The sequence below is a fragment of the Streptomyces sp. NPDC050549 genome (assembly GCF_040655035.1).
GTDB lineage: Bacteria > Actinomycetota > Actinomycetes > Streptomycetales > Streptomycetaceae > Streptomyces.
This window is the reverse complement of record NZ_JBFAJD010000016.1, coordinates 1-25494: the sequence shown is the minus strand read 5'-3', so window position 1 is coordinate 25494 and position 25494 is coordinate 1. Positions and strand designations below refer to the sequence as shown.

Here is a 25494-nt window from a genome sequence, read left to right as displayed (position 1 = left end):
GAGGGCCTTGTCGAGGCGGGCGCCGTCCGGTGCGGAGAGCACGGGGTTGGCGGCGACGGCGGTGGGCGCGCGGATCGGCTCGGTCGCGTACGGGGTGCTGCACCACGCGGAGTGCCCGGTGGCCGTGGTGCCTTCGCCGGAGGTCTCCTGACCCTTCCGGGTCGTGACGGCTCAGAGGGTGAACGCGGTGCGGAAGCGGTCCAGGGCGCGTTCGCTGTCGTCGTCCGAGGCCCAGGCCTCCATCGCGACCGTGCCCTCGTAGCCGATGGCGGCGAGGGCGCGGGCGATCGCCGGGTAGTTGATCTCGCCGGTGCCGGGCTCCTGACGGCCGGGTACGTCCGCCACCTGGATCTCGCCGATCAGGCCCGACCGGTGTGCCTCGCGGACGAGTTCGATGAGGTTCCCCTCGCCGATCTGCGCGTGGTAGAGGTCCAGGTTCATCCGCAGGCCGGGGCGGTCCACCGCCTTGACCAGGGCCAGCGTGTCGGCGGCCGTCGCGAACGGGACGCCCGGGTGGTCGACCGCGGAGTTGAGGTTCTCCAGCGTGAAGGTGACCCCGGCGCTCTCGCCCAGCTCGGCGAGGCGGGTCAGGGTGCGGTGGGCGGCGATCCACATCGGGCCCGTGGGCTCGCTGCGCACCGGAACCACCGGCAGACCCTCGGAGTTCAGCCCGGTGCCGTGCAAGTTGAGCCGGGGGCAGCCGAGTTGGTCGGCTGCCTTGACCGACTCCTCGGCGGTGCGCAGGAGTTCGGCGGCGCCCGCCTCGTCCGTGAGGCTGCCCCGGATGTAGCCCGTCATCGACGAGAACTCGGCCGGGGTCCGGGTGAGCGCGTCCAGGTCGTGCCGGGTCCAGTCCCAGATCTCGACCTGGAAACCGGCTTCGTGGATGCGCCGCGCCCGCTCGTGGATCGGCAGGTCCTGGAAGACCATCTCGGCACAGACCGCCAAGGTGTACATGATCGCTCGCCCTTCTAGAACGTTCTAGATGGCAGTAGTACGCCATTGCCGGATGCGCCTGTCAAGGCTTCGCGGACGATGCTTCTGGAACGTTGCAGAACCCTGTCGAGCAGCTAGGATCCCGGCAGGCGACGACCTCTCGACCGTAAGGACCTCCGTGCCTGCCACCCCCGAGATCCCCGACGGCAAGCGGCCCACCCTGGCCCATGTCGCGGCCCGGGCGGGAGTGTCCGTCGCGCTGGTGTCGATCGTGATGCGCGGGGCCTACGGTGCGAGCGCGGCCTCCCGAGAGCGGGTGCTCAAGGCCGCCGAGGAGATCGGCTACCGGCCCGACACCCGGGCCAGGGTGCTGCGCAGCAACCGCTCACGCCTGCTCGGCGTGCAGTTCGGGCTGCGCCATCCCTTCCACACCGACCTGGTCGAGGGCATCTACGCCGCCGCCGAGCCCGCCGGCTATCAGGTGGCACTCAGCGCGGTGGCCCCCACACGCGGTGAGCGGCAGGCCGTGGAGGCGCTGCTCGCCGACCGCTGCGAGGCCCTGGTCCTGCTCGGCCCCGAGGTCCCGGCCGCCCGCCTCGCGCACCTCGCCACCCAGGTCCCGGTCGTCTCGGTGGCCCGGCGGCTGCGGCCCGCGCCGCCCGCCGTGGACGTCGTCCGTACCGCCGACGACGAGGGCGCCCGCCAGGCCGTGGACCACCTCGTCGCGCTCGGCCACCGAGCCGTCGCCCACATCGACGGCGGCCGGGCGCCGGGCGCCGCCGACCGCCGCCGCGGCTACCGCACCGCGATGCGCCGCCACGGCCTCGACGGGCACATCCGTGTACTGTCCGGCGGGCTCACCGAGGACGACGGCGCGCGGGCCGCCAGAACCCTCCTCGCGGAGACCCCTCGTCCCAGCGCGGTCCTCGCCTTCAACGACCGGTGTGCCACGGGCGTCCTCGACACCTTCCTGCGGGCCGGTGTCACCGTCCCCGGCGAGATGTCCGTGGTCGGTTTCGACGACACCACCCTGTCCCGGCTCGCCCACATCGACCTCACCACCGTCGCCCAGGACATCCCCCGCCTCGCGCAACTCGCCGTCGGCCGCGCCGTCGCCCGCCTCGACGGCGAGGCCGTTCCGGACGGCGAACAGGTCGTCGCGCCGCGTCTGGTGGTCCGCGGGACCACGGGCGCGCCCGGCACGGACTGATCCCGCTACTCCGGCGCGGCCGGCTCCAGGGTCTCGCGCACCTTCGGCAGGATGTTGGAGATGTAGTCCTCGACCACCGTGTCCAGATCGATGTCGTGCTGCGCCCGCTCGGCCAGATACCAGCGGTGTTCGAGCAGCTCGTGGTAGATCTCGGCCGAGTCCATCGACCCGCGCAGCTCCAGCGGCACGGCCCGCACGGTGGGCCGGAACACGTCCCGCACCCACCGGTGCGCGAGCACCTCGGGCCGGGCGGCGAGGGGGTCGCCCGGGGCGTAGTCGTCCTGGGTCGCCATCCAGCTCTCCAGGTCGTTGAGCAACCGCCGCGCCTGGTTCTCCTCGGCGTCCAGACCCGTCAGGCGCAGCAGTTGACGCTGGTGGTGGCCCGCGTCGACGACCTTCGGCACGAAGGTGACCGTGTCGCCGTTCGAGGAGTGCTCGATCTGCATCTCGGCCACGTCGAAGCCGAGTTCGTTCAGGCGCCGGATCCGGCGTTCGATGAAGTGGTACTTGCCCGCCGGGTACACCGAGGTGCGGGTCAGCTCCTCCCACAGCCCCTGGTAGCGGGCGCAGATCTCCATGCCGAACTCGATCGGGTCGACGGACGGGTGCAGCGCCCCGGACGCCTCCAGGTCGAGCAGCTCCCCGCTGATGTTGACGCGGGCCAGATCGAGGTCGTACTCCCGCTGCCCGTCGCTCAGCCGCGCGTGCAGGTCGCCGGTCTCCGCGTCCACGAGATAGGCGGCGTATGCGCCCGCGTCGCGCCGGAACAGCGTGTTGGACAGCGAGCAGTCGCCCCACGCGAACCCCGCCAGGTGCAGCCGCACCAGCAGCACGGCCAGCGCGTCCATCAGCCGGTGCATGGTGGCAGGCCGCAGCGTCGTCTCGAACATCGAGCGGTACGGCATCGAGCCGCCCAAGTGCCGGGTGATCAGCACCGGTTCCAGTGGCTCACCGGCCGTGTCGGCGCGCCCGGTGACCACGGCGAGGGGGTCGACGGCGGGGATGCCGAGCCGGTCCAGGTCGCGCAGCAGCTCGTACTCGCGCAGCGCGGGCCGTTCCGCCAGCTCCTTGACGGCGATGACCTCGCTGCCGGCGCGGGCGTAGCGCACGACGTGACGGGAGATGCCGCGCGGCAGCGGCACCAAGTACTCGTCGGGCCACTCCTCCAGCGGAACGTCCCAGGGCAGTTCCAGCAGGAGCACCGGATGCTCGGGGTTGGTCGCGTTGATCTGCAGTGCCATGAGGTGACCCTAGAACGCGAGTTCGCGGGCGCGCTGCGCCGCCTCACGGATCGGACCGGTGTGCACGGGGCCGTGGCCGGGCAGCAGGGTCTCGGCGTCGAGCGCTCCGAGGACGTCCAGCGAGGCGACGGCACGCTCTCGCTCGTGGTGGAACATGCCGGGCAGCAGCTGCGGGCCCTTGATCCGCGACGTCGGATGGCCGCTGACCAGGGCGTCCCCGGAGACCACGATCCCGCTGTCCGGGAGGTGGAACACGCAGTGTCCGCCCGTGTGGCCGGGGGTGTGCACGGGGACGGGCCGGCCGGGCAGGTCGAGCGGACCGCCCCCGGCCGGGAACGCCTCGGCCGCGGCGACCGGATGCTGCTCCATGCCTCCGGCGCGGATCGTGTGCACCGCCCACGGCAGCACACCGGGCCGCCAGGCGTTCTTCAGTACGTCGCCCAGGGTCACCTGCTGCAGGAACTCCCGGCGGGCGTGCGGCACTTCGGCCTCGTGCGCGTAGACGGGCGTTCCGTGGGCGCTGTGCAGGTACTCCGCCGAGCCGAGGTGGTCGTTGTGGGCGTGGGTGAGGAGTACCGCCACGACCGCCTTCGCCGAACTCCCCACCTGCTCCAGGGAGTCGAGGACGAGCGAACGGTCCCCGGGATACCCGGTGTCCACCAGCGTGGCCGTGTCGCCGTCCGTGAGGATCACCCAGTTGGTGTTGCTGCCGTGCACGAGATAGGTGGCGTTGGCGACTTGGCGTACTTCTGCCCGCATGATCGCTCCTTGCCTGGTGGTGCTGTTCGGATCCGGCCGGTCATTCGGGATCCAGCCAACCAGACGCGTACGGTCCCTGCGCGCGCGGGGGGAAGCCGCCTCCGGCACCGTCCGCCGGAGGCGGCCCCCGCGCGCGTCCGAAGCGGCCGCCTCTCCGCCTCAGCGCACGCCGTGCGGGCGGAACTGCACGCTGATGCGCGGTCCCGCGTCTCGGGTGGTCTTGGGGACGCAGTGCTCCCAGGTCCGCTGACAGGAGCCGCCCATCACGATCAGATCGCCGTGCCCCAGCGCATGCCGCACGGACGCGCCGCCGCGCAGCGGGCGCAGCAGCAGGTCGCGGGGCGCGCCCACGGAGAGGATCGCCACCATCGTGTCCACGCGGGCACCCCGCCCGATCCGGTCGCCGTGCCAGGCGACACTGTCCCGGCCGTCGCGGTAGTAGCACAGCCCGGACGTGGTGAAGGGCTCGCCCAACTCCCGCGCGTAGTAGGCCGAGAGCGCGCCCCGGGCCTCGGCAAGCACCGGATGCGGCAGCGCGTCGTCGGCGCCGTAGAAGGCCAGCAGCCGGGGTACGGCCACGACCTGGTCGTACATCTGACGGCGCTCGGCGCGCCACGGCACCCCGGCGGCCAGCTCCTCGAACAGGGCGTCGGCGCCGCTCAGCCACCCGGGCAGCACGTCGATCCAGGCGCCGAGACCCAGCGTGGTGCGGCGGATCCCGTGGAAGGGGGCGAGCTGGAGCCGGTCGGTCTGGTCGAAGAGGGAGCCCTGGAGGTGCGCGGTCATGGGACCAGCGTACTCCTTATTCGAATATCTGTTCCCATTTGGTTCGGTCATGCGTCGTCGAGGTGCTGATCGTGGCGGAGGCGCTGGGCGGACGCGACGATCGCCCGGGCGGGAACCATTGGCCGACCGCCCGCCGGAACGGCGGTGGAAGGACTGCGGGACAAGCCCCTTCGGCGCATGCGAACCGGCGGATCGCGTCACATTCCGCGCGTCATGGCGACCTCCCCTTTGGATACATCCATGCATCGGATACATTCGCGTATCGAACATCGGGACGTGGAGGTCCGGACATGGGGGTGGAGGCGACGGCCAAGCGGGTGACCAGACGCCGCGTGCGCACGCGCGCCAATCTGCTGGACGCCGCGTTCGGCGTGTTCGCCGCGAAAGGCTTCGGCCGGGTCTCCATCGAGGAGGTCTGCGAGGCCGCCGGCTACAGCAGGGGCGCCTTCTACTCGAACTTCGACAGTCTGGACGGGTTGTTCTTCGCGCTCTACCAGGAGCGGGCCGAGCTGATCGCCGAGCAGGTGGCCGGCGCGCTCGCCCTCGACGGCCCCGACCTGGACGTGCCCGCTGCCGTGGACCGCGTCACCGATGTGCTGCTCCTCGACCTGGACTGGCTCCTGGTGAAGACCGACTTCCTGGTGCACGCGGCCCGGGACGCCGCAGTGGCGCAGACCCTGCTGGGGCACCGGGCCCGGCTGCGCGGGGCGATCGCGCACAGGCTGGCCCGGAGCCTGGCCGAACTCCCCTCCGTGCTCGGCGACTTGGACGCGGCGGCGTACGCAGTGGTCGCCGCGTACGACGGCGTCACCACCCAACTGCTGCTGGACAAGGACGTGGAGCACGCCCGCGTCTGGCTCAAGCAACTCCTCACCGCCCTGCTGACGGACGGCAGCGCCACGCCCGAACAACTCCCCTGAACCATCTCCTCATTCACAACCGAATCCCCAACGCAATCCCCAACTGAACCCAACGAGAAGGGCAACGGTCGCCATGGATGCGGACGTCATCGTCGTCGGAGCCGGGCTGGCCGGTCTGGTCGCGGCCCATGAACTGACCAGCCAGGGTCGCCGGGTCGCGCTCGTCGACCAGGAGAACGCCGCCAACCTCGGTGGGCAGGCGTTCTGGTCCTTCGGCGGACTGTTCCTCGTCGACTCGCCGGAACAGCGCCGCCTCGGCATCAAGGACTCCTTCGACCTGGCCTGGAGCGACTGGCAGGGCAGCGCCGGGTTCGACCGCGTCGACGACGAGGACTCATGGGCGGTGCGCTGGGCGCGCGCCTACGTCGAGTTCGCGGCCGGCGAGAAGCGGACCTGGCTCGACGGTCACGGCATCAAGCTGCTGCCCACCGTCGGCTGGGCGGAACGCGGCGACCTGCGCGCCCACGGACACGGCAACTCCGTTCCGCGCTTCCACGTCACCTGGGGCACCGGCACCGGAGTCGTCGAACCCTTCGTGAACTACGCCAAGCAGGCCGCCCGCGACGGACTGCTCACCTTCTACCACCGCCACCAGGTGGACGAGTTGGTCGTCGCGGAGGGCGAGGCGCGCGGCGTGCGCGGCACCGTCCTCGCCGAGGACGGCTCGGCGCGCGGAATCTCCTCCAGCCGCGAGGCGATCGGCGAGTTCGAACTCACCGCACAGGCCGTCGTCGTCACCACCGGTGGCATCGGCGCCAACCACGACGTCGTCCGCCGCTACTGGCCCGAACGTCTCGGCACCCCGCCCGCCGAGATGGTCACCGGCGTCCCCGCCTACGTCGACGGCCGGATGCTCGACATCAGCGCCGAGGCCGGCGTACGACTGGTCAACCGCGACCGCATGTGGCACTACACCGAGGGCCTGCAGAACTGGAACCCGGTCTGGCCCGGCCACGGCATCCGCATCCTGCCCGGCCCGTCCTCCCTGTGGTTCGACGCCCTCGGCCGCCGCCTGCCCGACCCGTGCCTGCCGGGCTACGACACCCTCAACACCCTCAAGTACCTGCGTACGACAGCGGACTTGGCGGAGCACGACCACTCCTGGTTCATCCTCACCCAGAAGATCATCGAGAAGGAGTTCGCGCTGTCGGGCTCCGAGCAGAACCCCGACATCACCGCCAAGGACAAGAAGGCGGTCCTGCGAGACCGGTTGCTCGGCAAGGGCGCTCCCGGCCCGGTGGACGCGTTCCTGCGCAAGGGCGCGGACTTCGTGACCGCCGGCAACCTGGAGCAACTGGTCGAGAAAATGAACCAGTTGACGGACAAGCCACTCCTGGACGCGGCCGTGGTGCGACGCCAGATCGAGGCCCGCGACCTGCAGATGGCCAACCCGTACAGCAAGGACTCCCAGATCCAGGGCATCCGCAACGCCCGCCGCTACATCGGCGACCGGCTGGGCCGCGTCGCCACCCCGCACCGCATCCTCGACCCGGCCGCCGGCCCCCTCATCGGCGTCAAGCTGCACGTCCTGACCCGCAAGACCCTCGGCGGCATCCAGACCGACCTCGACTCCCGCGCGCTGGGCGCCGACGGAAAGCCGGTCGGCGGACTGTACGCGGCGGGCGAGGTGGCCGGCTTCGGCGGCGGTGGCGTGCACGGCTACAACGCCCTCGAAGGCACCTTCCTCGGCGGCTGCCTCTTCTCCGGCCGCGCGGCGGGACGCGCGGCGGCCAGGCAGACCGCCTGACCGGACGCCACGGCCCGTCTTCTCAGCTGTCGAGGAGGCGGGCCAGCACCGCCGCGTGACTCTCCTGCGGCGACTTCACCGCCGTCAGCAGGGTCACCGGTCCCATACGGACCAAGTTCCGCAAGGTGTGCAGGAGTTGGGCCGCCTCCGGCTCGGCGAGTTCCACCTCGTAACGGCTGCAGAACTCGTCGTAGGACCCCTCGCCGGCGTGGTACCACCGGCGCAGTTCGTTCGACGGGGTGAGGGCCTTGGGCCACTCGTCGACGCGGGCCGCGTCCTTGGACAGGCCGCGCGGCCACAGCCGGTCGACCAGGACGCGGACGCCGTCCTCCGGGTCGGGCGGATCGTAGACACGACGTACGCGGACGGTCACGGGCGGGGCTCCCTCGGGTGGCGGTGGTGCCGTGAGCCTACGTCCGGGCGGGCACGGTTCGCGCAGCCGCTCGCCGGTGGAACGGAAGTCGCCGAGGGCGGCTGGGCAGCCGTCGTGAAGGAAACGGAAGGTCTTGCCGACCGGTCCGCACGCCCGGAAGCGGAGAGCCGTGACAGGAGTGGGGTGTGTCGACTCCGGCGGGGGATGGGCTGATGGTCCTCACTGACGCCCGCTGGGCCCAAGCGGCGTGGGCTGCGCTACGGCGACACTGGCGTTGTCGACGGAGTGAATCGCGACAGATCGTAAATAGCGGGAGAAAATGGACATGGGTGATTTCAGGGTCAAGGAAGTCATGACCCGCGAGGTCGTGCGCGCCCGCCGCGACACACCGTTCAAGGAAGTCGCCCGGCTGCTGGCGGAGCACCGCATCAGCGGACTGCCGGTGGTGGACGACCAGGAGAAGGTCGTCGGGGTGATCTCCGAGACCGACCTGCTGTACCACCAGGTTCGGCAGGATCCGGACCGCCGGCACAGGCGTTTCCACGTGCCGCGGCCGAACCGTTCCGCGCGCTCGGCCGCGGCCAAGGCCTGGGCCAGGACCGCGGAGCAGCTCATGACACGACCCGCGTTCATCGTCGCCCCGGAGCAGCACGTGACGGACGCCGCTTCGATGATGGATCTGCACCATGTGGCGCGGCTGCCCGTGGTGGACGACGAGGACCGTCTGGTCGGCATCGTCACCAGGGGCAACCTGCTGAAGCTCTTCCTGCGCCCGGACGCGGAGATCGGCCGGGACGTCGTCGACCGGCTGGTCCGGGGGATCGACTGTCCCCGGTACGAGGTGGACGCCGCTGTCGCCGACGGGGTGGTGACGCTGCGGGGACACCTGGCGCGACGCGGCGACGTCCGGCTCGCGGCGCGGATCGCCGGACAGGTGGACGGCGTCGTCGCGATCACGGACCACCTCACCTACGACTCGGACGGGCTCAGACCGTAGGGGCCTCCTCGGACGCCGGTGTGGACTGCGCAGGCGACCCGGCCGGGTGAACCGAGGCCATGTCATGAGGGCTCGGCCCGTCCGCCGGGGCGGTCTGTCCGGTGGCGTGCGCGTCCGCGGGCACCGCCCCCGTGTCCCCGGCGAGCCGCAGGCCGGTCACGGCGGAGAAGCAGTGCACCGCGTCGTCGCGCACCGCGACACGGATCGCGGATCCCTTGCCCTGGGTGGGGCGACCGGGGAGCCGGACGACGACGGGGACGAGGTCCTGGCCGAGCTTCGCGGTCGCGTGGAGGTACGCGACGGCCCCGGTGTCCTCGATCGTGTCGATCACCAGGTCCAGCGCCGGGGTCTCCAGGTCGTCGGGGGAGAGCACCTGGAGATGCTCGGGCCGGATGCCGAGCGTGATCTCGGTGCCGCCGTCGGCGGATGCGGCGTTCAGCGCGGCACGGGCCAAGGGCACGGCCAGCCCGCCCAGTTGGGCCCCGTCCGCGGTGAGCGGCAGCCGGAAGAGGTTCATCGCGGGAGAGCCGATGAAGCCGGCGACGAAGGTGTTGGCGGGGAGCGCGAAGACCTCCTTGGGTGTGCCCACCTGCTGCAGCACACCGTCCTTCATGACGGCGAGGCGGTCGCCCATCGTCATGGCCTCGACCTGGTCGTGGGTGACGTACACGGTGGTGGTGCCCAGACGGCGCTGCAGCACGGCGATCTGTGTGCGGGTCTGGACGCGCAGCTTGGCGTCCAGGTTGGACAGCGGCTCGTCCATCAGGAACACCCGGGGTTCGCGGACGATGGCGCGCCCCATCGCCACCCGCTGCCGCTGACCGCCGGAGAGGGACTTGGGCTTGCGGTCGAGGTACTCCTCCAGGTCCAGGATGGCCGCGGCCTCCTGGACGCGCTGCTGGACGCGAGGCTTGGGCATGCGCGCGATCTTGAGCGCGAAGCCCATGTTGGCGGCCGTCGTCATGTGCGGGTACAGCGCGTAGTTCTGGAACACCATCGCGATGTCGCGGTCCTTGGGCGGCAGATGGGTCACGTCCCGCTCGCCGATACGGATCGACCCGGAGTCGACCTCCTCAAGCCCGGCGAGCATGCGCAGGCTGGTCGACTTGCCGCAGCCGGAGGGCCCCACCAGGACCATGAACTCGCCGTCGGCGATCTCCAGATGGAGGTCGCTGACGGCCGGGTGATCCATGCCCGCGAAGCACCGGGTCGCGTGGTCGAAGGTGACGGACGCCATGATCTTCTCCTCCCCTGAACGTCTCCCCAGACCCAGGCTGGAACGGGAGTCGGCAGTGCGGCAGGACCCGGACGACCCCTCCGTGGTGCCGGTCGGCCCATTGGCCACGGCCGGGTACTGCACAAGGCTTGGACCGACGGACGCGGAAGGGGGGAGGGAGGAGATGTTCCGGTCCCGGGTGGGGCCCTCCAGGCCCGGACACCCGAACACCGACACGGTGCCGCTGATCCCGGCGGCCCACCCGGCCACGGGGGAGGACGGCTCCGACCCCGTCTTCGTCGACTCCAGCGGACGCCGTGGTCGGCGCATCCGGCGCGTCGCCTATACGGCCGCCGCGCTGTGTGCCGCGTACACCGGCGTACTCGCGCTCAGCTTCATGGGCGCGACGCCGTTCGCCCCACGCACCGTACTGCCCGTACCGGGGCTGCCCTCCGACAAGCCCGGTACCGTGACCGAGACCCCGCGCGGCGATCTGCCGGCCGAGTCCGTGGCCCCGTCCTCCGGTGGCGCGTCGGTGTCCCCGTCCGCGCTTCCCGGACCGACGGCCCTGCCCACGGACCCGCCCTCGGGCGGCAGCCCCTCCGCCCCGGCGACGGGCCCCGTCACCTCGCCCGCGCCCACGGCGAGTTCCTCACCGACCGGCTCTTCGCCCACGACCGGGCCGACGGGCTCCGGCAGTCCGTCCGGCACCGGTCCCACGGCTTCGGGCGGAACGTCGGACGCCACCTCCGGGAGTTCCGGCGGCACGCCCAGCGGCTCGCCGGACAACGGGGAGTCACCCGGCATCTCCACTGTCCCTGCGGGGACTTGATGAGCGCGCGGCAGCCGGGGCCCACCACCGGCACACGAGGGAGTCGCCGCGGCACCGCCTCCCGCCCGCGGATCGTGTCGCTGCTCGTGGTCCTGGCCGTGATGACGGGCGTCCTGCTGCTGAACGGCTACACGCACGGCGAGTTCGCCGCCGACCACCGGGTGCACCCGCCGGTGGCGGCCGACCGGGTGCCGGCGAAGGTGCTCCACGGCGGCCCCGTGATCGACACCACCGGCTCCGTCACGCGCAGCCACCGGATGCCGGACCGGACCGTCGCCCTGACCTTCGACGACGGCCCCGACCCGACCTGGACCCCGAAGATCCTGGACGTGCTCGACCACTACGGCGTCAGGGGCACCTTCTTCGTGACCGGCGCGGCGACCGCCCGCGAACCCGGCCTCGTACGCCGGATGGTGACCTCCGGACAGGAGGTCGGCGTGCACACCTTCACCCACCCCGACCTCGTGTACCAGTCGGGTTCCCGCACGGACCGCGAACTGGCCCAGACCCAGCTCGCGTTGGCGGGAGCGGCCGGTATCCACAGCTCGCTCGTCCGCCCGCCCTACTCGGCCCACGCGGCGGACCTGGACGACCTCTCCTGGTCCGTGGTCCGGCAGTTGGGCGCGAAGGGGTACATCACCGCCCTCGTCGACATCGACACCGAGGACTGGCGCCGGCCCGGCGCGACCGACATCGCGGACAGCGTCACAGGGAGGCTGAACGGGCAGGGTGCCGTAGTACTGCTGCACGACGCCGGCGGCGACCGCTCCCGGACCGTCCGCGCCCTGGACACCCTGATACCCGAACTCCTCGGCCGGGGCTACCGGTTCACCACCGTCACCGGCGGGCTGGGCGCGGGCAGCGCCCATCACCCGGTCTCCGGCGCGGAGTTGTGGAGCGGCCGGGTCTTCGTGGCGGCCGTGGCCGTCGGCGAGTGGCTCGTGCCCGCGCTGGCGACGCTGATGGCCCTGGTGGGCGGCCTGATGCTGCTGCGCTTCGCGGCCATGCTGGTGTTCGCCCGCCGCCACGCCCGGCGGCGCCGCGATCCGGGCTTCTCCTGGGGGCCGGAGATCACCGAACCCGTGAGCGTGGTGATCCCCGCCTACAACGAGCGGAAGTGCATAGCCCACACCGTGCAGTCCGTGGTCAAGAGCGAGCACCCCGTCGAGGTCGTCGTGGTCGACGACGGTTCCACGGACGGCACGGCCGAGACGGTGGAGGCACTCGCGCTGCCCGGCGTCACCGTCGTACGACAGGCCAACCGCGGCAAGTCGGCCGCGCTCAACACAGGTGTGGCCAGGGCCTCGTACCCGCTGATCGTGATGATGGACGGCGACACCGTCTTCGAGCCGGACACCGTGCACCGGCTGGTGCAGCCCTTCGCCGACCGGCGGGTGGGGGCGGTGGCTGGCAACACCAAGGTCGGCAACCGGGGGAGCCTGCTGGGCACTTGGCAGCATCTCGAATACGTGATGGGCCTCAACCTCGACCGCCGCATGTACGACGAGCTCGGCTGCATCCCCACGGTACCGGGGGCCGTCGGCGCGTTCCGGCGCACCGCACTGCGCCACGTCGGCGGCCTGAGCGACGACACCCTCGCCGAGGACACCGACCTCACCATGGCGCTGCACCGGGGCGGTTGGCACGTGGTGTACGAGGAGCGTGCCCGCGCCTGGACCGAAGCGCCCGTGACCGTCGGCCAGTTGTGGCGCCAGCGCTACCGGTGGAGCTACGGCACCCTCCAGTCGATGTGGAAGCATCGTCACGCGGTCGTCGAACGGGGGCACGCGGGACACTTCGGCCGCTACGGACTCGCACTGGTCGTGCTGTTCACCGTGCTCACCCCGCTGCTTGCTCCCCTCATCGACCTGTTCCTCCTGTACGGACTCCTCTTCCAGGACCCGGTGCGCACCGTGGCCGCCTGGGGCGCGCTGCTCGCCGTACAACTGCTGTGCGCGGCCTACGCGTTGCGGCTCGACGGCGAGAAGCGGCGGGCACTGTGGGCGCTGCCGTTGCAACAGCTCTTCTACCGGCAGTTCCTCTACACGGTGCTCCTCCAGTCGTGCACCACGGCGCTCACCGGCGCCCGGCTGCGCTGGCACAAGCTGCGCCGCACGGGTCAGGTGAGGGCGCCGGGGCCGCCGACACGGGCAGTGGCATCGACGGCCACCGCCACAACGGCCGCCCCACCGGCGGCGGTTCGCAAGAACGGCGGCCGGAACCTGTATCTGGACTTCCTGCGCGCCGTGGCCCTGGTCCGCGTGGTGACCTACCACACCTTCAACTGGGCCTGGCTGACCCTGGCGTTCCCGGCCATGGGCGTCATGTTCGCGCTGGCCGGCTCGTTGATGGCCCGTTCGCTCGACCGTCATGACCGGACCCCGGCGGCGGTGGTGCGGGCGCGCATGCGACGACTGCTGCCGCCGGTGTGGCTGTTCGGCCTCGTCATGGTCGTCGCGATGCTGCTGACGGGCTGGCGGCCGGACGAGGGCGGCGGCGGGCGTGCGGCCGGGTGGGCGCGGATGGTGTTCTGGATCGTGCCGGTGAGCGAGCCGCCCTTCGCCCACACCGACTGGGCCTGGCAGATCGTCGCCCCGCTCTGGTACATCCGCGCCTACCTCCTGTTCGTGATTCTCTCGCCGCTGCTGCTGCGGGCGTTCCGCAAAGCGCCCTGGACAGTCGTGGCGACCGCGCTGGGCCTGGCGGTGCTGGCGCAGAGCGAGCTGCTGCCGTTGCCGGCCCGGGTCGAGGAGCCGTTCACCGACCTGGCCACGTTCGCCGCCTGCTGGCTGCTGGGCTTCGCCCACCACGACGGGCTCGTACGGCGGTTGCCCGCGGCCCGGGTGTGGGTGGTGGCCGCGGCCGTCATGGCGGTGGGCGGCTGGTTCGCTCTGGCGCACCGGACCGAGGAGGGATACGACCTCGGCTCGATCCCGCTCGGACAGGCCTTCTGGTCCTTCGGCTTCGTCCTGTTGCTCCTGCGGCTCGGCCCGCAGAGCGACCGCTGGGTGCGGCGTCACCGGTCGCTGCACGACACCGTGGTGCTGCTCAACGCCCGCGCCGTCACGGTCTATCTGTGGCACGAGGTGGCGCTGGTCGTCGGAGTGGTGCTCATCGACCGCATGTGGCGGATCCCCGCGCTGGAGAACTCCCTGCCGCTCGGCGCCACTTGGTTCCTGTATCTCGCCGCCTGGCCCCTCATCGCCGTGGCCGTACTGCTGGTCGGGTGGGCCGAGGACCGGGCGGCGAAACGTCCGGTACGACTGTGGCCACGGCCGGTTCGGCAGACCGAAGGGGCGTGAGGCGGGGGACGGGGTTGTCCGCCCGCGGACGGACGTGCAGGTGCACTCCTCCCCCTGGACCCTGGGGGGAAGGTGCCCGCACGGCTCGGTCGGTCGTACCGGCGGGCACGCATCCACCCGCTCCCGCGCAAGGCGGATGCCGTCCCGATGGACCGACCCACCGGGGCGTTCCCGGCGCGGGGCGTCGGGGGGAGCTGCCTCCGCGCCACTTTCAGTGTCCGTCGCGGGTCTGTGGGGAAGGTGTGCCGAACGGCTCCTGTCGGGGGCCGTTCGGCCGGTTCCGGCGGCCCGTGGCGCGGCAGGCCGTCACGGCTCGGCAGGGCCGGCCAGCGCCACGAAGTCGTCGGAGTAGACGTCGTGGAGCCGAATGGCGAGGTCCTCCAGGGCACGGCTGGCGGCGAGCTCGTCACCGATCTCCGGAACGGTACGGTCTATCGGGTTGCGCCTGGCCACACCACGGCCGGTGATCGTCGACGTGTCCCGGGTGCGCAGGACGGCCCGTGCGTGAGTGTCGTCGCCGTCCTCGGTGATGTAGATCTGTACGGTCCACTGCTTGGCTTCCATCGTGATCACTCCCGAGCGGAGGGGTACGAGGGCCGAGCGGCCAGACCCGCAGGGACCCGGAGCGGGACTGCGGGGGAGCGCGACGGCTTCTGCCTCCACTTCTCAGCCTGCGCCTGTCCACGGAGCCGGTCCAGGGCCGAACGGCCCACCGGGCAGGCATCGTCGTGCGTCTCGCGATCGGCCGCGACGACACGTGACGGCCGGCCGGACCACGGTTCCCACTCGGAAGGGGCCCGAACGGCACTTCCGCCCCCCGCCCGCATGAGCACACCCGGTCGGGGAGCAGGCCGCGACACGAGCGTGGACACGGACCGGCCGGGACGGGCACGGAGGGGACGATGACGGCACCGGCGTTCGCACCGATCGTCGTCGTCGATCCCGGCTCGTCCCACCGCCCGGCCGTGGCCTGGGGCGCCGGCGAGGCGGACAGACGCCACCTGCCCCTGCGAGTGATCCGCGTCCAGGGCTGGTCGCCCGGCCGGTGGCCGCCCTCGCACAGCGCCGCGGACCACACGCTGAACGAGGCGGTCGCCTACGCCAGAAGCCGCCACCCACGCCTGGAGGTCTCCTCGTTGTACGCCGTTGGCGACCTTGTGCCCGTCCTGCGCGAGCAGGCGCGCACGGCCGCGGTCGTCGTCCTCGGCCCGTGCGGCTCCGGCACCCGTGAGGCGCCCTCAGCCTCCGGTGCCGTCGCGCTGCCGGTGATCGCGCGCCGACTGCCCCGTGGCCGTAGTGCGCGATCCAGGGCCCACCGGCCTGCAGCCGCCGTGCTTCGTCGTCGGCGTGGACGTCGGTGTGGGCGGCCGCCGGCATTCCGAGGCCGTCCTCGACCATGCCTTCCGGCAAGCGGCCCTGCACGGTGCCGAGTTGCGGGTGCTGTACGTCTGGCACCGGCCCGTTCTCGGCGTCCTGGACGAACACGCGGCCTTGCGGGAGTGCCGCATGCTCCTGGCGGAGGCGGTGACGAGCCGCCAGGCCGCTCACCCGGAGGTGAAGGTGCACCACAGGGTGGTTCGTGGCCGCCCCGTACAAGTCCTGAGCCAGGAGTCCGCGCGTGCGCTCGGCCTCTTCGTGGGCACCCGACGCCACGGCCGACTCACCACCATGGCGTTCGGATCGGTCGTCCGGGGCGCGCTCCGCCACGCCCGGTGCCCGGTTGTCGTCGTCCCGGAGCCGGGCCGGCAAGGCCTGCTGCGCGGGCGGCCGCGCGCAGGTCGGCCGATGCGTCGGGTACGGGGCGTCCGGGTGTCACTCCGTCCGAGTCCGACCGGCGTACGACGTGGGGCGGCGTTCCGGCTTCGCGGTGCAGCCCGACGATCCCGCCGTCACGTCCGGTCGCGCCGGTGACAGGGCTTCCGGCCATGAGCTGATCGCGGATGTGCGCTCGCACGAGTGTGTCGACCTCACTCTCCCAGGGAGGTGCCTCGTCACTCCGCGCTGAGGACCGTGTCGGGCCCTCGCCGTGGGGTCGGGCGGCTGCGGGGGGCGTGGCCGAGGCGCAGGATCATCTGCGGGAACTCTCCGCGGGTGAGCGTCGCGCGGACCTGGGCGCGCAGCCGCGGGACTTCGAGGGGCTGGGTGTGGAAGGCGGCCACGGTCCAGCGGGTGGTGGCGTGCAGCAGGACCCGCTGGAGGGCCTGCCCTGCGTGCAGCCAGTCCTCCCGGGTGTCGTGCCGCGTGGTGAGGACGAGGGTCAGCCCCGTTTCCGGCGGCCAGACGTCGGGCACGTCCGGCAGGGTGCGGGTGAGTCCCAGGAAATCGCGCCCGACGAGACCGGTGCGGTCCGGGGGACAGACGCAGACGTCCAGGGGGACGCCGTCCGGACGCCGGTCACGGGCGGCCCGCGTCCAGTGGACCAACTCGGCGATGTGGCCGGGGTCGTTGCGGTGGACGGCCTCGGCGGACCGGACCAGCTCCGCGAGTTGACGCCGTGCGACATGGGATTCCACCGTGTACAGCGCGGCACCCTCTGCACGGGCGTGCTCACGCAATTCCCCGATCAGCGGCTGCGGGAGCGGGGACTGCTGGAAGGGCCCGCGGTGCGTGTGCCGTAGCCACAGGGCGCGGTACATCAGGTTCTCGTCGGTGCTCGGCCTGGCGTACGGTCCCCAGCCGACGCGGGCGAGATGGGCCGGGTTCCAGGGAGTGGGGAGCAGCTGTACGACAGGCCGGAAGCCCAGGTGCCGCATGGCGACACGCATGTTGAACAGGGCCGCGCCGCCGCTGATGAGCTGCTCCCGCCCGTCCGGGTCGGTGAGCAGGAGCCGGCGCGTGGGATCCGCGTACACGTCGAGGTCGGTGTCCCGGCCGACGAACAGCCAGGGCTGGGTGTTGTGCACCGAGGGTGCGCTGACGGCCGCGCGGACCAGGTGGTGGGCCGCGTGGTCGACCTGAGCGGAGACTGTCTCCATGGTGGGCACCGCCGTTCGTCGTTGATGTCTGCGGGCGCGGAACTCAGCCGTGCGCCACGACGGCGACGGGGCAGCGCGCGCGGTGGATCACGGTGCGGGTGACCGGGCCGGTGTGCGGACCGGGTCGGCGGTCGCGCAGGTGGCGGCCGACGACGAGGAGTCCCGCGTCCGAGGCGGCGCGGACCAGGTGTGCTCCTGCCCTGCCCCTGACGACCGTCGGGGTGACCTCGACGCCCGGGTACTTGTCACGCCAGTTCTGGAGCACTCCCGCCAGGAGGCCGCGCAGCTCCTCCTCGCGCCGGGGCTCTTCGCCGAGGCCGGGGTCTCCGGGTCCGGGGGAAGCGGTCGACGAGGTGTCCCAGGCATGGAGCACGCGCAACGGCGCCCCGCGCAGCGCGGCTGCCTCGAAGGCGAACTCGATCACCTCGTCGCACGCCTCGCCCAGGTCGACGCCGAGAACGACGTCACGGTACGGCGTGAACGGCGACGTGTAGCCGTCCCCGTTCAGAAGATGCTCGTCCGCGGACCGCTGCCCGGCCTCGACCAGGACGACCGGACGGGTGGTCCTGGCGACGACGGCCTGGGCCACCGACCCGACGAGGAATCCGGTGACGCAGTTCAGCCCGCGCGAACCGAGCACCAGCAACTCGGCGTTCCGCGCGGCGTGCAGGAGTACTGCCGCCGCCGGACCCTCGATGTGCTCGTCGGTGAGCAGCGCCTCCGGGCAGGTCCGCGCGACGCGTTCCTCGACCGTGCGCAGGACGGCCCGGCCCAGACGGTGCCGCATCGCGCTCGCCGCGGGAGAGAGCGCCTGGTCCGGGCCCCGGTCGGAGGTGTGCACCAGGTGCAGTCGCAGGCCGCGCCGCACCGCCTCCCGGGCACCCCACTCGGCGGCGGCCAGGCTCTCCGGAGATCCGTCGACTCCGACGACGACCGGTCGTGACATGGCGCACCTCCCTGGCTCTCGCCCGGCGGGTCCTTCTCGGCCCTGTCCCCATCGTCGTGCCGGACAACCGCGCGGTGGAGGGGCCACCGGTCCCGGACTTTGACCCGTACGACCCCTGCCCGGAGCTCCCCGCCCGGGACGACCGTGGGACGCGCAGACAGTGGTGCCGCAAGCAGGCGGGAGGCGAACCGGCATGGAACGGGCGATCGTTGTCGGAGTGGACGGCTCCGTGCGGAGCAGAGTGGCGGCGGACTGGGCGGCCCGGGAGGCCCTGCGGCGCGGGCTGCTTCTGCAGGTGGTCCATGTGTCGGAGCGGTCCGGTACGGGTCCGTCCAGTACGGGTCCGTCCGGGCCGTGCTCCGGCCTCGGGGAGCCGCTGCCCGGCGTGGCGGAACGCGAACTGATGTCCCGGCCCTCCGAGTTGACGGTGCATGAGGTCCGGGTCGACGGTGAGCCGGCAGCCCGGCTGCTCGCCCTGGGCGCCTCGGCCGAACTGCTCGTGCTCGGGATGCGTGGCGCAGGAGGGTGCGCGGGGCAGGCGGTCGGTTCGGTGGCGGGCGCGGTCGCCGAGCGCTCCGCCCGGCCCGTGGTCCTCGTCCCGGGCGGACCCGCCTGCGCGGGCACGGGATGGCGTACTGACAAGGTCGCGCTCGGCGTGGACGCGCGGCGGCCGGACGAGGCGGCCATCGGCTTCGCCTTCGACAGGGCGAGCCGCGCGAACGCCCGCCTGCGCGTGGTGCACGCCTGGACGATGCCGGAGCCCGGCGGATCCGCGCTCCCGTTCGCCGTGCGGTGCAGGGACCGGGCGGCCCGGGAGGACGAGGAGATGCGGTTCCTGTCCGACGCGCTGCGCCCGTGGCACGAGAAGTATCCGCGTGTGCAGGTACTGGAGGACGTCGTGCACTTCGGTGCCGCTGAGGCACTGGTACGGGCTTCCGGCCGGGCGGAGCTGCTGGTGGCGGGGCGACGGGAGAACAGGCTCGGCTCCGCGCTGAAGGGGCTGGTCGAGCAGGCCGGATGCCCGGTGGCCGTGGTGCCCGGGTGACGAGAGCCGGCCGGACTGTTCAGGCGCAGTCGCGGTTACGTGCAAGCGGGGCCGGTCGCCGTCGGCGCGCGGGTCGGGTGACGCAGTCCGGCCAGGGTGCCGCTCTCCACGGTTCGGCCGGCCCGACCATCTTCACCACCCCGGAGGAGTGGGAGACGGCGACGCATGCTCGCGAGCGGCGGCGGGGCTTCCCGCGGCGGCGGACGCGGTGGTCAGGTTCGGTTTCCGTCGCCCGACCCCGGCCGGTCGGGCCGGACCCGGAAGACGGGGACCCGGTCGGCGATCCGGACGAACTCCTCCAGTGGGGCCCGCCGGTCCACCGGCAGGTGCGGCCTGGCTCCCGGCGCCAGGGCGAGATAGCGGCGCAGGACAGGTGCCCGGTCGCCGACCTCGACCTCTTCGAGACGTACCGCCTCGCGCCGGCCGTGCCGCAGCACCGCCCGCCCGTCGGCCGCCCGGACATTGCGCACCCAGTTCGCGTCGGGGCCGAGCATCGAGACCAGATAGCGCTCGCCCTCATGGTCCGCGACCACCAGAGGCAGCGAGACACGACGGCCGGTACGGCGCCCGGGCACCTCGAGGGTGACCAGTCGCCGAGGCGTCAGCCCCGCCGAAGCGGCAAGGGCCGACTGCCGGTTCATCACGCGTGCCAGGCGTCCCGGACGGCCGCCGCGGTACAGCCACCGGTCGATCCGGTGCAGCCGGCGGGCCGAGTCGTCGTGTCCCATGTCTCACACCTCCCTCGGCACGCCACCGCACGCCTGTGGGGCGGCACGCCTTCCGGTGAGGAACTGCGATACGGCCTGCCTGGTCGTGAGCACGGTCGCCCCCTCTCTGTGCCGGGCGGGGGCCGGACGGTGCGGTGCCCCCTCGCCCACCAGAGTCCCCCTGTTCCCGGCTCGTCGGCCAGGGCCGGTCGGCCCCCGTGCGGCGGCATGCGGCCCGGCACCGGCCGAGCCCGGGTACGTCCTTGACGCGCGGGCGACCGAGGCTGCCCGCAGGGGCCGAACGGCTCCTCCGCAGGGGCCGTACGGCCCGCGTCCGCGACGCGTGGAACCACCGATTCTTGGAGCATGAACGCCGCGCATGTGCCGCAGCGGGCACCGTACGTGATCCCAGGTGCCGGACGTGCGGCCCGGAACGACGGACTCCACGATGAGTGCATGGCCGCCCGCCCCGCCGACCCCTTCGACGTCCGCAGGCCCGACCCGGCCGCGAGGCCCGGGTCCACAGCCGTGTCCGGGGCCACGCCGTGACGACGGGCGACCCCGCACTGCAGACCCTGGCCACCCGGGACGTCTTCGCCGCCCTGGACACCTCGCCGCGCGGCCTGGCGCCCGCGGACCTGAGCCCACGGCGGGAGCGGTACGGCCCCAACGAGCTGCCGCGGGCCCGGCGCAGGGGCTGGTGGCGCGACCTCGCCGGCCAGTTCGCGGACCTGTTCGCGGTGGTCCTGGTCGTCGCGTCCGGGATCACCTTCCTGGCGTACGGACTCCAGGAACCGCATGACGCGGGCACCCTGCAACTGGCCGTGGCGATCCTCTGCGTGGTGCTGCTGAACGCGGGCATCGGCTTCGTGCAGGAGTACTCCGCCGAGCGGACCGCCGAGTCGCTCCAGGCGATGGTGCCCCACACCTGCCGGGTGCTGCGGGGCGGGGAGCGGCTGGAACTGCCCGCGCGTGATCTGCTCCCCGGGGACGTCGTGGTCCTGGAGGCGGGGGACGCGGTGCCGGCGGACTGCCGGCTCGTGGAGGCGCACGAGGTCTCGGTGAACAACGCGGCGCTCACGGGGGAGAGCGACGCCGTCGGCCGTACCCGCCAGCCGGTGGCGGACGGGCCGGTGCTGGAGGCCCGCAACTGCCTGTTCATGGGTACCGACGTCGTGGCGGGCACCGCGAAGGCCGTGGTGTTCGCCACCGGCGGGGAGACCGAGTTCGGACGCATCTTCCGGCTCGCGGCCGCAGCACCGCGCCAGAAGACCCCTCTGCAGATCCAGGTCGCGTCGATGGCCCGCCGGGTGGCGGGCGCGGCGCTGGCGATCGGAGCGCTGCTGTTCGCGGTGCGGCTGCCCGCCGGCCGGCCGCTCGTCGAGACCTTCGTCTTCGCGCTCGGCGTGATGGTCGCCATGGTGCCCGAGGGACTGCCCGCGACGCTGTCGGTGTCGCTGGCGATCGGCGTACGGCGTATGGCCGCCCGGCGTGCACTTGTCAAGAAGCTGCTGGCGGTGGAGGCCCTCGGTTCCACCACCGTCGTGTGCACGGACAAGACGGGCACCCTCACCCAGGCCGAGATGACCGTCGTACAGGTGTGGGCGGGCGGCGTCCGGCACCCCGTCTCCGGAGTGGGGTACGCGCCGACCGGCGAGGTGACCGACCCGAAGCCGGTGCGTGAGCTGCTCCGTACGGCGGCACTGTGCTGCGACGCGCGAATGGTCCCGCCGTCGGAGCCGGAGGGCTGGCGGGTCCTGGGGGACACCACCGAGGGAGCCGTACTCGTCGCCGCGGCGAAGGCCGGTGTCGACCCGGCGGCCGAGGAGGCCGCGACGCCCCGCGTCACGGAGTTCCCCTTCGACTCGACCCGCAAGCTGATGAGCACCGTGCACCGCGACGCGCACGGCGCTCTCCACGCCTGCGTCAAGGGCGCGCCGCAGGAACTGCTCGCCCGCTGCACCGCCGTCGACTGGAAGGGTGAGCGACGGCCGCTGACCGAGGAACTGCGGGCGGCGGTGATCGCTGCCAACGACGAACTGGCTTCTCAGGGACTGCGGGTCCTGGCGGCGGCGTCGCGGGATCTCCCCGACGGCCGTCCCACCCAGGACGAGACCGAGTCGGGGCTCACCCTGCTGGGCCTGGTAGGCATGCTCGACCCGCCCCGGCCCGAGGTCAGGGCCGCCGTCGATGCCTGCCGGCACGCCGGCATCCGCATCGTCATGGTCACCGGCGACCACCCGCTGACCGCGGAGGCCGTCGCCCGCCGGGTGGGTATCGTCCGGGGGCCGGAGCCCACCGTCGTGACCGGCGTCCGCCTGGACGCACTCGACGACGACGCCCTGGACACCCTGCTCGCCGAGTCGGGGGAACTGCTGCTGTGCCGGGTCAGCCCCGAGCACAAGATGCGGGTGGTCGCCGCCCTGCAACGGCGCGGCGAGGTCGTCGCCGTCACCGGTGACGGCGCCAACGACGCACCCGCGCTCAAGCATGCCGACATCGGCGTCGCCATGGGCGCCTCCGGCACCGACGTGGCCCGTGAGGCCGCCGTCATGGTGCTGCTGGACGACTCCTTCGCGTCCATCACCACGGCGGTGCGCCTGGGCCGGTCGGTCTACCAGAACATCCGCAAGTTCCTGATCTACCTCTTCAGCCACAACATCGCCGAACTCGTCCCGATCCTCGCGGCCACCTTCGCCGGATTCCCGCTTGTCCCGATCACCGCCGTGCAGATCCTCGCGATCGACCTCGGTTCCGACGTCCTGCCCGCCCTCGCGCTGGGCGCCGAGCCGCCCGAGCCCGACGTCATGGACCGCCCGCCGCGCTCGAAGAACGAACGGCTGTTCTCCACCGCCGTGATGGGCCGGATCCTCTTCCTCGGCGGCATCCAGTCGCTCGGCGTGTGCACCGTGTTCTTCTGGCACATCCACGCCTCCGGCATCCCCTACGCCGACTTCACCGTGCACGACACCGCCTACCGGGAGGCGATCACCATGGTCCAGGCAGGCATCGTGGTCAGCCAGTTCTTCAACGCGCTCGCCGTGCGCACCGACCGGCAGAGCGTGTTCCGGATCGGCCTGCTGTCCAACCCCTGGCTGCTGGCCGCCGGCTGCTTCGGCATCGGGTTGATGGCCGCGATCAGTTATCTGCCGCTCCTGCAGGCGGTCTTCCACACGGCCCCGCTGGCAGCCTCCGACTGGGCGGTCCTCGCCGGATTCGGCGTACTGCTGCTGGCCGCCGAGGAAACCCGCAAGTGGTGGCTGCGGCACCGCCGGCCCGCAGACCGAAAGGAAGGAGCGCAATGAAAGTGATCATCGCGGGCTGCGGGCGGGTGGGCTCCGCACTCGCCGTCCAGCTCGTCGCCGAAGGCCACGACGTACACCTCATCGACCGCCGGCCCGGCACCCGCAAACTGTTGCCGACCGGCTTCCCCGGCCGGTTCCACGAGGGCAACGCGTACAGCCGGACGGTCCTCGAAGCCGCCGGGATCGAGCACGCCGACGCGTTCGTGGCCGCCACCTCGGGCGACAACAGCAACATCGTCAGCGCGCGGACGGCCAAGGAGACCTACCGGGTCCCCATCGTCGTCGCCCGCATCTACGATCCGCGCCGCGCGGACATCTACCGCGAGCTCGGCATCCCCACCATCGCCAGCGTCCGCTGGACCGTGCACCAGATCCACCAGATGCTGCTGCACCGCCACCTCACACCGGAACTCACCTTCGGCAACGGTGAGACCCTGCTGGTCCGCTCCGAGCTGCCCTCCTACCTCAACGGGCGGCGGCTGGCCGAGTTCGACGTGGACGGTGAGGTCCGGGTCGTCGAGGTCACCCGCGGCGGACGGTCGCTCGTGCCCGCCCACAGCACCCGCGCCGAGCCGGGCGACCTGGTGACCTTCGCCGTCGCGGCCACCGCGCTCGGCCGTCTGCGCGGCTTTCTGGACAAGGAGTTGGGGACATGAAGGCGCTCATCGCCGGAGCGGGGCGCCTCGGCACCCAGATCGCCCAGGTCCTGGCCGCGGCCCGCAACGACGTCACCCTCGTCGACATCGACGAGGACCGCGTCGCCGGGCTCGAAGGCCACCTTCCCGTACGGCTCCTGACCGGGGACGCCTGTGAACCCGCCGTCCTGGAGCACGCGGGCGTGCTCGCCGCCGACCTCGTCATCGCGGCCACCGGCGACGACGAGGACAACCTCGTCATCAGCCTGCTCGCCAAACGGCAGTTCGAGGTGCCCCGGGTCGCGGCACGCGTCAACGAGGCCGAGAACACCTGGCTGTTCGACCGGAACTGGGGAGTCGACACGGCGGTCCCGGCGGCCACTCCGCTGATCTCGCTCATAGAGGAGGCCACCGGCGCCACGGACACCGTGGCCCTGCTGCGCCTGAGCAAGGCGGGTGTCGACGTCATCGAAACCGCCATCACACCGCAGTCCCGCGCCTCAGGACGCACACTGGCCGAGATCACCCTTCCCGCGGGCGCGGTCATCGCCACCGTCATCCGCGACGGCCAGCCCACCGTCCCCACCCCCGAGATGCGGCTCCGGAGCGGCGACGAACTTCTCGTCGTCTCGCACGCGGCCACCGAACAGGAGATTCACGCGGCCTTCCAGTGACATCGGTCAACCGGTCTTGTGCCCCCACCGCGGACCGGCCACGTCCCACGCCAGCCCCACCGCTCGATCCGTCACCGGTCGAGCCACCACCGTGCGACGGCTCCGGCGCCGATCGCGGTACCGGCGCGTCCGAGAGCGGCGGCGCCGTCGAGGGTGCCGACTAGATGGCGGGCGCGGACGGGCTCCGCCGATCGCCGAGCCGCTGCTGGGGGCGGCTGTGAGGAGGACCGCGTGAGGCGGGTGCCGCACGGCACGCCGCGCGGCGAACACCTCGTCGGCGCTGTGAGCCGTCACCAGGTCGACCGGCGCGCCTCCGAGCAGGACGACCAGCGACACGGCCGGCACAATTCATGCCTCGACGATGTCGTCGCGCCGGCGCAACGAATTGCGCCGCCACCGCCAGAACAGTCTTGCCGTACGCCCGCCGCCGCCCATCGAACCGCACCTCCTCGCGGTGCTCACCGGTCACGACGGTGCCGGCCTGGAAGCGGCCGTGGCATGGGCCGGACCTGGGGAACGCAAGGCCCGCACAGCGGACGGGGTCCGGCCGAGGACCCCCGCCCGGCGAGCCGATCGGGGCCGACCGGCCCAAGCGCCGGGCCGGAATCCGCGACAAGCTGGATGTGATGGGCATTTCGGTCATCGTGTGTGCCTCTGGGGAAGCCGCGCCCGTCCCTGCAATCGGAGGCCAGGCTCTCGGGGAGTCCGAGAAGGGAAGGAACGTCATGAAGGGCTATGTCTTCCACGGGCCGGGTCGGTCCTCCTGGGACGACGTCCCGGATCCGGGCATCGTGGATCCCACTGATGTGATCGTGCGTGTTGATGCCGTCACGATCTGTGGAACCGATCTGCACATTCTGAAGGGTGATGTGCCCGAGGTGCGCCCGG

Annotated in this window: 21 protein-coding genes and 3 pseudogenes; 13 read left to right on the top strand and 11 right to left on the bottom strand. The window is 72.3% G+C overall.

Going from position 1 to position 25494, the window contains the following annotated elements; genetic code table 11:
- Positions 1-171 precede the first annotated feature (171 nt).
- Entirely contained in the window at positions 172-957 is a 786-nt protein-coding gene (locus AB0I51_RS23445) for a TIM barrel protein (protein ID WP_362978057.1), read from the bottom strand.
- A gap of 157 nt (positions 958-1114) precedes the next feature.
- Between AB0I51_RS23445 and AB0I51_RS23440 the strand changes: the two genes are divergently transcribed.
- Positions 1115-2146, top strand: a complete 1032-nt coding sequence (locus AB0I51_RS23440; protein ID WP_362978056.1) for a LacI family DNA-binding transcriptional regulator — start codon at positions 1115-1117, stop codon at positions 2144-2146.
- Between the two features lie 5 nt (positions 2147-2151).
- On the opposite strand, the gene AB0I51_RS23435 is transcribed toward AB0I51_RS23440, so the two are convergent.
- The 3 genes from AB0I51_RS23435 to AB0I51_RS23425 form a co-directional block, all read right to left on the bottom strand.
- The gene (locus AB0I51_RS23435) at positions 2152-3387 is read right to left on the bottom strand and encodes a DUF4032 domain-containing protein (RefSeq protein WP_362978054.1); all 1236 of its coding nucleotides are present in this window, start codon (positions 3385-3387) and stop codon (positions 2152-2154) included.
- A 9-nt stretch (positions 3388-3396) separates the two neighbouring features.
- Positions 3397-4146 carry an MBL fold metallo-hydrolase gene (locus tag AB0I51_RS23430; protein WP_362978052.1) on the bottom strand — a complete coding sequence of 250 codons (750 nt, stop codon included), beginning with the start codon at positions 4144-4146 and terminating at the stop codon, positions 3397-3399.
- Positions 4147-4305: 159 nt separating this feature from the next.
- Complete coding sequence (locus tag AB0I51_RS23425; RefSeq protein ID WP_362978050.1) at positions 4306-4932, bottom strand: alpha-ketoglutarate-dependent dioxygenase AlkB; 627 nt, start codon at positions 4930-4932, stop codon at positions 4306-4308.
- Between the two features lie 290 nt (positions 4933-5222).
- On the opposite strand from AB0I51_RS23425, the gene AB0I51_RS23420 reads away from it, so the two are divergent.
- The gene (locus tag AB0I51_RS23420) at positions 5223-5852 is read left to right on the top strand and encodes a helix-turn-helix domain-containing protein (protein WP_362978048.1); all 630 of its coding nucleotides are present in this window, start codon (positions 5223-5225) and stop codon (positions 5850-5852) included.
- A 73-nt stretch (positions 5853-5925) separates the two neighbouring features.
- Positions 5926-7599: an FAD-binding dehydrogenase gene (locus AB0I51_RS23415; protein WP_362978046.1), complete on the top strand. Its 1674-nt coding sequence runs from the start codon at positions 5926-5928 to the stop codon at positions 7597-7599.
- A gap of 22 nt (positions 7600-7621) precedes the next feature.
- On the opposite strand, the gene AB0I51_RS23410 is transcribed toward AB0I51_RS23415, so the two are convergent.
- Complete coding sequence (locus tag AB0I51_RS23410) at positions 7622-7972, bottom strand: DUF488 family protein (RefSeq protein ID WP_362978045.1); 351 nt, start codon at positions 7970-7972, stop codon at positions 7622-7624.
- Between the two features lie 325 nt (positions 7973-8297).
- Here AB0I51_RS23410 and AB0I51_RS23405 point away from each other — a divergent pair, with 325 nt between their 5' ends.
- Positions 8298-8969, top strand: coding sequence for a CBS domain-containing protein (locus AB0I51_RS23405; RefSeq protein ID WP_362978043.1), 672 nt, complete (start codon positions 8298-8300; stop codon positions 8967-8969).
- Positions 8970-9108: 139 nt separating this feature from the next.
- Here the strand turns inward: AB0I51_RS23405 and ugpC are convergent.
- Positions 9109-10206: pseudogene (ugpC, locus tag AB0I51_RS23400) on the bottom strand (sn-glycerol-3-phosphate ABC transporter ATP-binding protein UgpC); the annotation flags it as partial.
- Positions 10207-10369: 163 nt separating this feature from the next.
- Here ugpC and AB0I51_RS23395 point away from each other — a divergent pair.
- From AB0I51_RS23395 to AB0I51_RS23385, 3 genes and pseudogenes are all read left to right on the top strand, one after another.
- The gene (locus AB0I51_RS23395) at positions 10370-11017 is read left to right on the top strand and encodes a hypothetical protein (protein WP_362978041.1); all 648 of its coding nucleotides are present in this window, start codon (positions 10370-10372) and stop codon (positions 11015-11017) included.
- Positions 11018-11118: 101 nt separating this feature from the next.
- A pseudogene (locus AB0I51_RS23390) lies at positions 11119-13152 on the top strand (bifunctional polysaccharide deacetylase/glycosyltransferase family 2 protein); the annotation flags it as partial.
- The gene (locus AB0I51_RS23385) at positions 13141-14319 is read left to right on the top strand and encodes an acyltransferase (RefSeq protein ID WP_362978334.1); all 1179 of its coding nucleotides are present in this window, start codon (positions 13141-13143) and stop codon (positions 14317-14319) included. The pseudogene AB0I51_RS23390 and the gene AB0I51_RS23385, both read left to right, overlap by 12 nt.
- 306 nt (positions 14320-14625) lie before the next feature.
- On the opposite strand, the gene AB0I51_RS23380 is transcribed toward AB0I51_RS23385, so the two are convergent.
- Positions 14626-14883: a DUF1876 domain-containing protein gene (locus AB0I51_RS23380; protein ID WP_362978039.1), complete on the bottom strand. Its 258-nt coding sequence runs from the start codon at positions 14881-14883 to the stop codon at positions 14626-14628.
- Between the two features lie 723 nt (positions 14884-15606).
- On the opposite strand from AB0I51_RS23380, the pseudogene AB0I51_RS23375 reads away from it, so the two are divergent.
- A pseudogene (locus AB0I51_RS23375) lies at positions 15607-15993 on the top strand (universal stress protein); the annotation flags it as partial.
- Here the strand turns inward: AB0I51_RS23375 and AB0I51_RS23370 are convergent.
- From AB0I51_RS23370 to AB0I51_RS23360, 3 genes are all read right to left on the bottom strand, one after another.
- Positions 15980-16246, bottom strand: a complete 267-nt coding sequence (locus tag AB0I51_RS23370; RefSeq protein ID WP_362978332.1) for a hypothetical protein — start codon at positions 16244-16246, stop codon at positions 15980-15982. The pseudogene AB0I51_RS23375 and the gene AB0I51_RS23370 sit on opposite strands and share 14 nt — an antisense overlap.
- Positions 16247-16310: 64 nt before the next feature.
- Complete coding sequence (locus AB0I51_RS23365; RefSeq protein WP_362978037.1) at positions 16311-17294, bottom strand: hypothetical protein; 984 nt, start codon at positions 17292-17294, stop codon at positions 16311-16313.
- Positions 17295-17337: 43 nt separating this feature from the next.
- Complete coding sequence (locus AB0I51_RS23360) at positions 17338-18240, bottom strand: universal stress protein (RefSeq protein WP_362978035.1); 903 nt, start codon at positions 18238-18240, stop codon at positions 17338-17340.
- A gap of 193 nt (positions 18241-18433) precedes the next feature.
- Between AB0I51_RS23360 and AB0I51_RS23355 the strand changes: the two genes are divergently transcribed.
- Complete coding sequence (locus AB0I51_RS23355; protein WP_362978034.1) at positions 18434-19285, top strand: universal stress protein; 852 nt, start codon at positions 18434-18436, stop codon at positions 19283-19285.
- Positions 19286-19497: 212 nt separating this feature from the next.
- On the opposite strand, the gene AB0I51_RS23350 is transcribed toward AB0I51_RS23355, so the two are convergent.
- Positions 19498-20013 (bottom strand): nitroreductase/quinone reductase family protein, encoded by a 516-nt coding sequence (locus tag AB0I51_RS23350; RefSeq protein WP_362978032.1) that lies wholly within the window; start codon positions 20011-20013, stop codon positions 19498-19500.
- A 524-nt stretch (positions 20014-20537) separates the two neighbouring features.
- Between AB0I51_RS23350 and AB0I51_RS23345 the strand changes: the two genes are divergently transcribed.
- From AB0I51_RS23345 to AB0I51_RS23330, 4 genes are all read left to right on the top strand, one after another.
- The gene (locus AB0I51_RS23345; protein WP_362978030.1) at positions 20538-23297 is read left to right on the top strand and encodes a cation-transporting P-type ATPase; all 2760 of its coding nucleotides are present in this window, start codon (positions 20538-20540) and stop codon (positions 23295-23297) included.
- Entirely contained in the window at positions 23294-23953 is a 660-nt protein-coding gene (locus tag AB0I51_RS23340) for a TrkA family potassium uptake protein (RefSeq protein WP_262060493.1), read from the top strand. Before AB0I51_RS23345 ends, AB0I51_RS23340 begins: the two co-directional genes overlap by 4 nt.
- Positions 23950-24606 carry an NAD-binding protein gene (locus tag AB0I51_RS23335; protein ID WP_262060494.1) on the top strand — a complete coding sequence of 219 codons (657 nt, stop codon included), beginning with the start codon at positions 23950-23952 and terminating at the stop codon, positions 24604-24606. The genes AB0I51_RS23340 and AB0I51_RS23335 overlap by 4 nt, the downstream gene beginning before the upstream one ends.
- A gap of 725 nt (positions 24607-25331) precedes the next feature.
- Positions 25332-25494 (top strand): alcohol dehydrogenase catalytic domain-containing protein (locus AB0I51_RS23330; protein WP_362978330.1); only part of this gene is annotated, 163 nt, incomplete at its 3' end.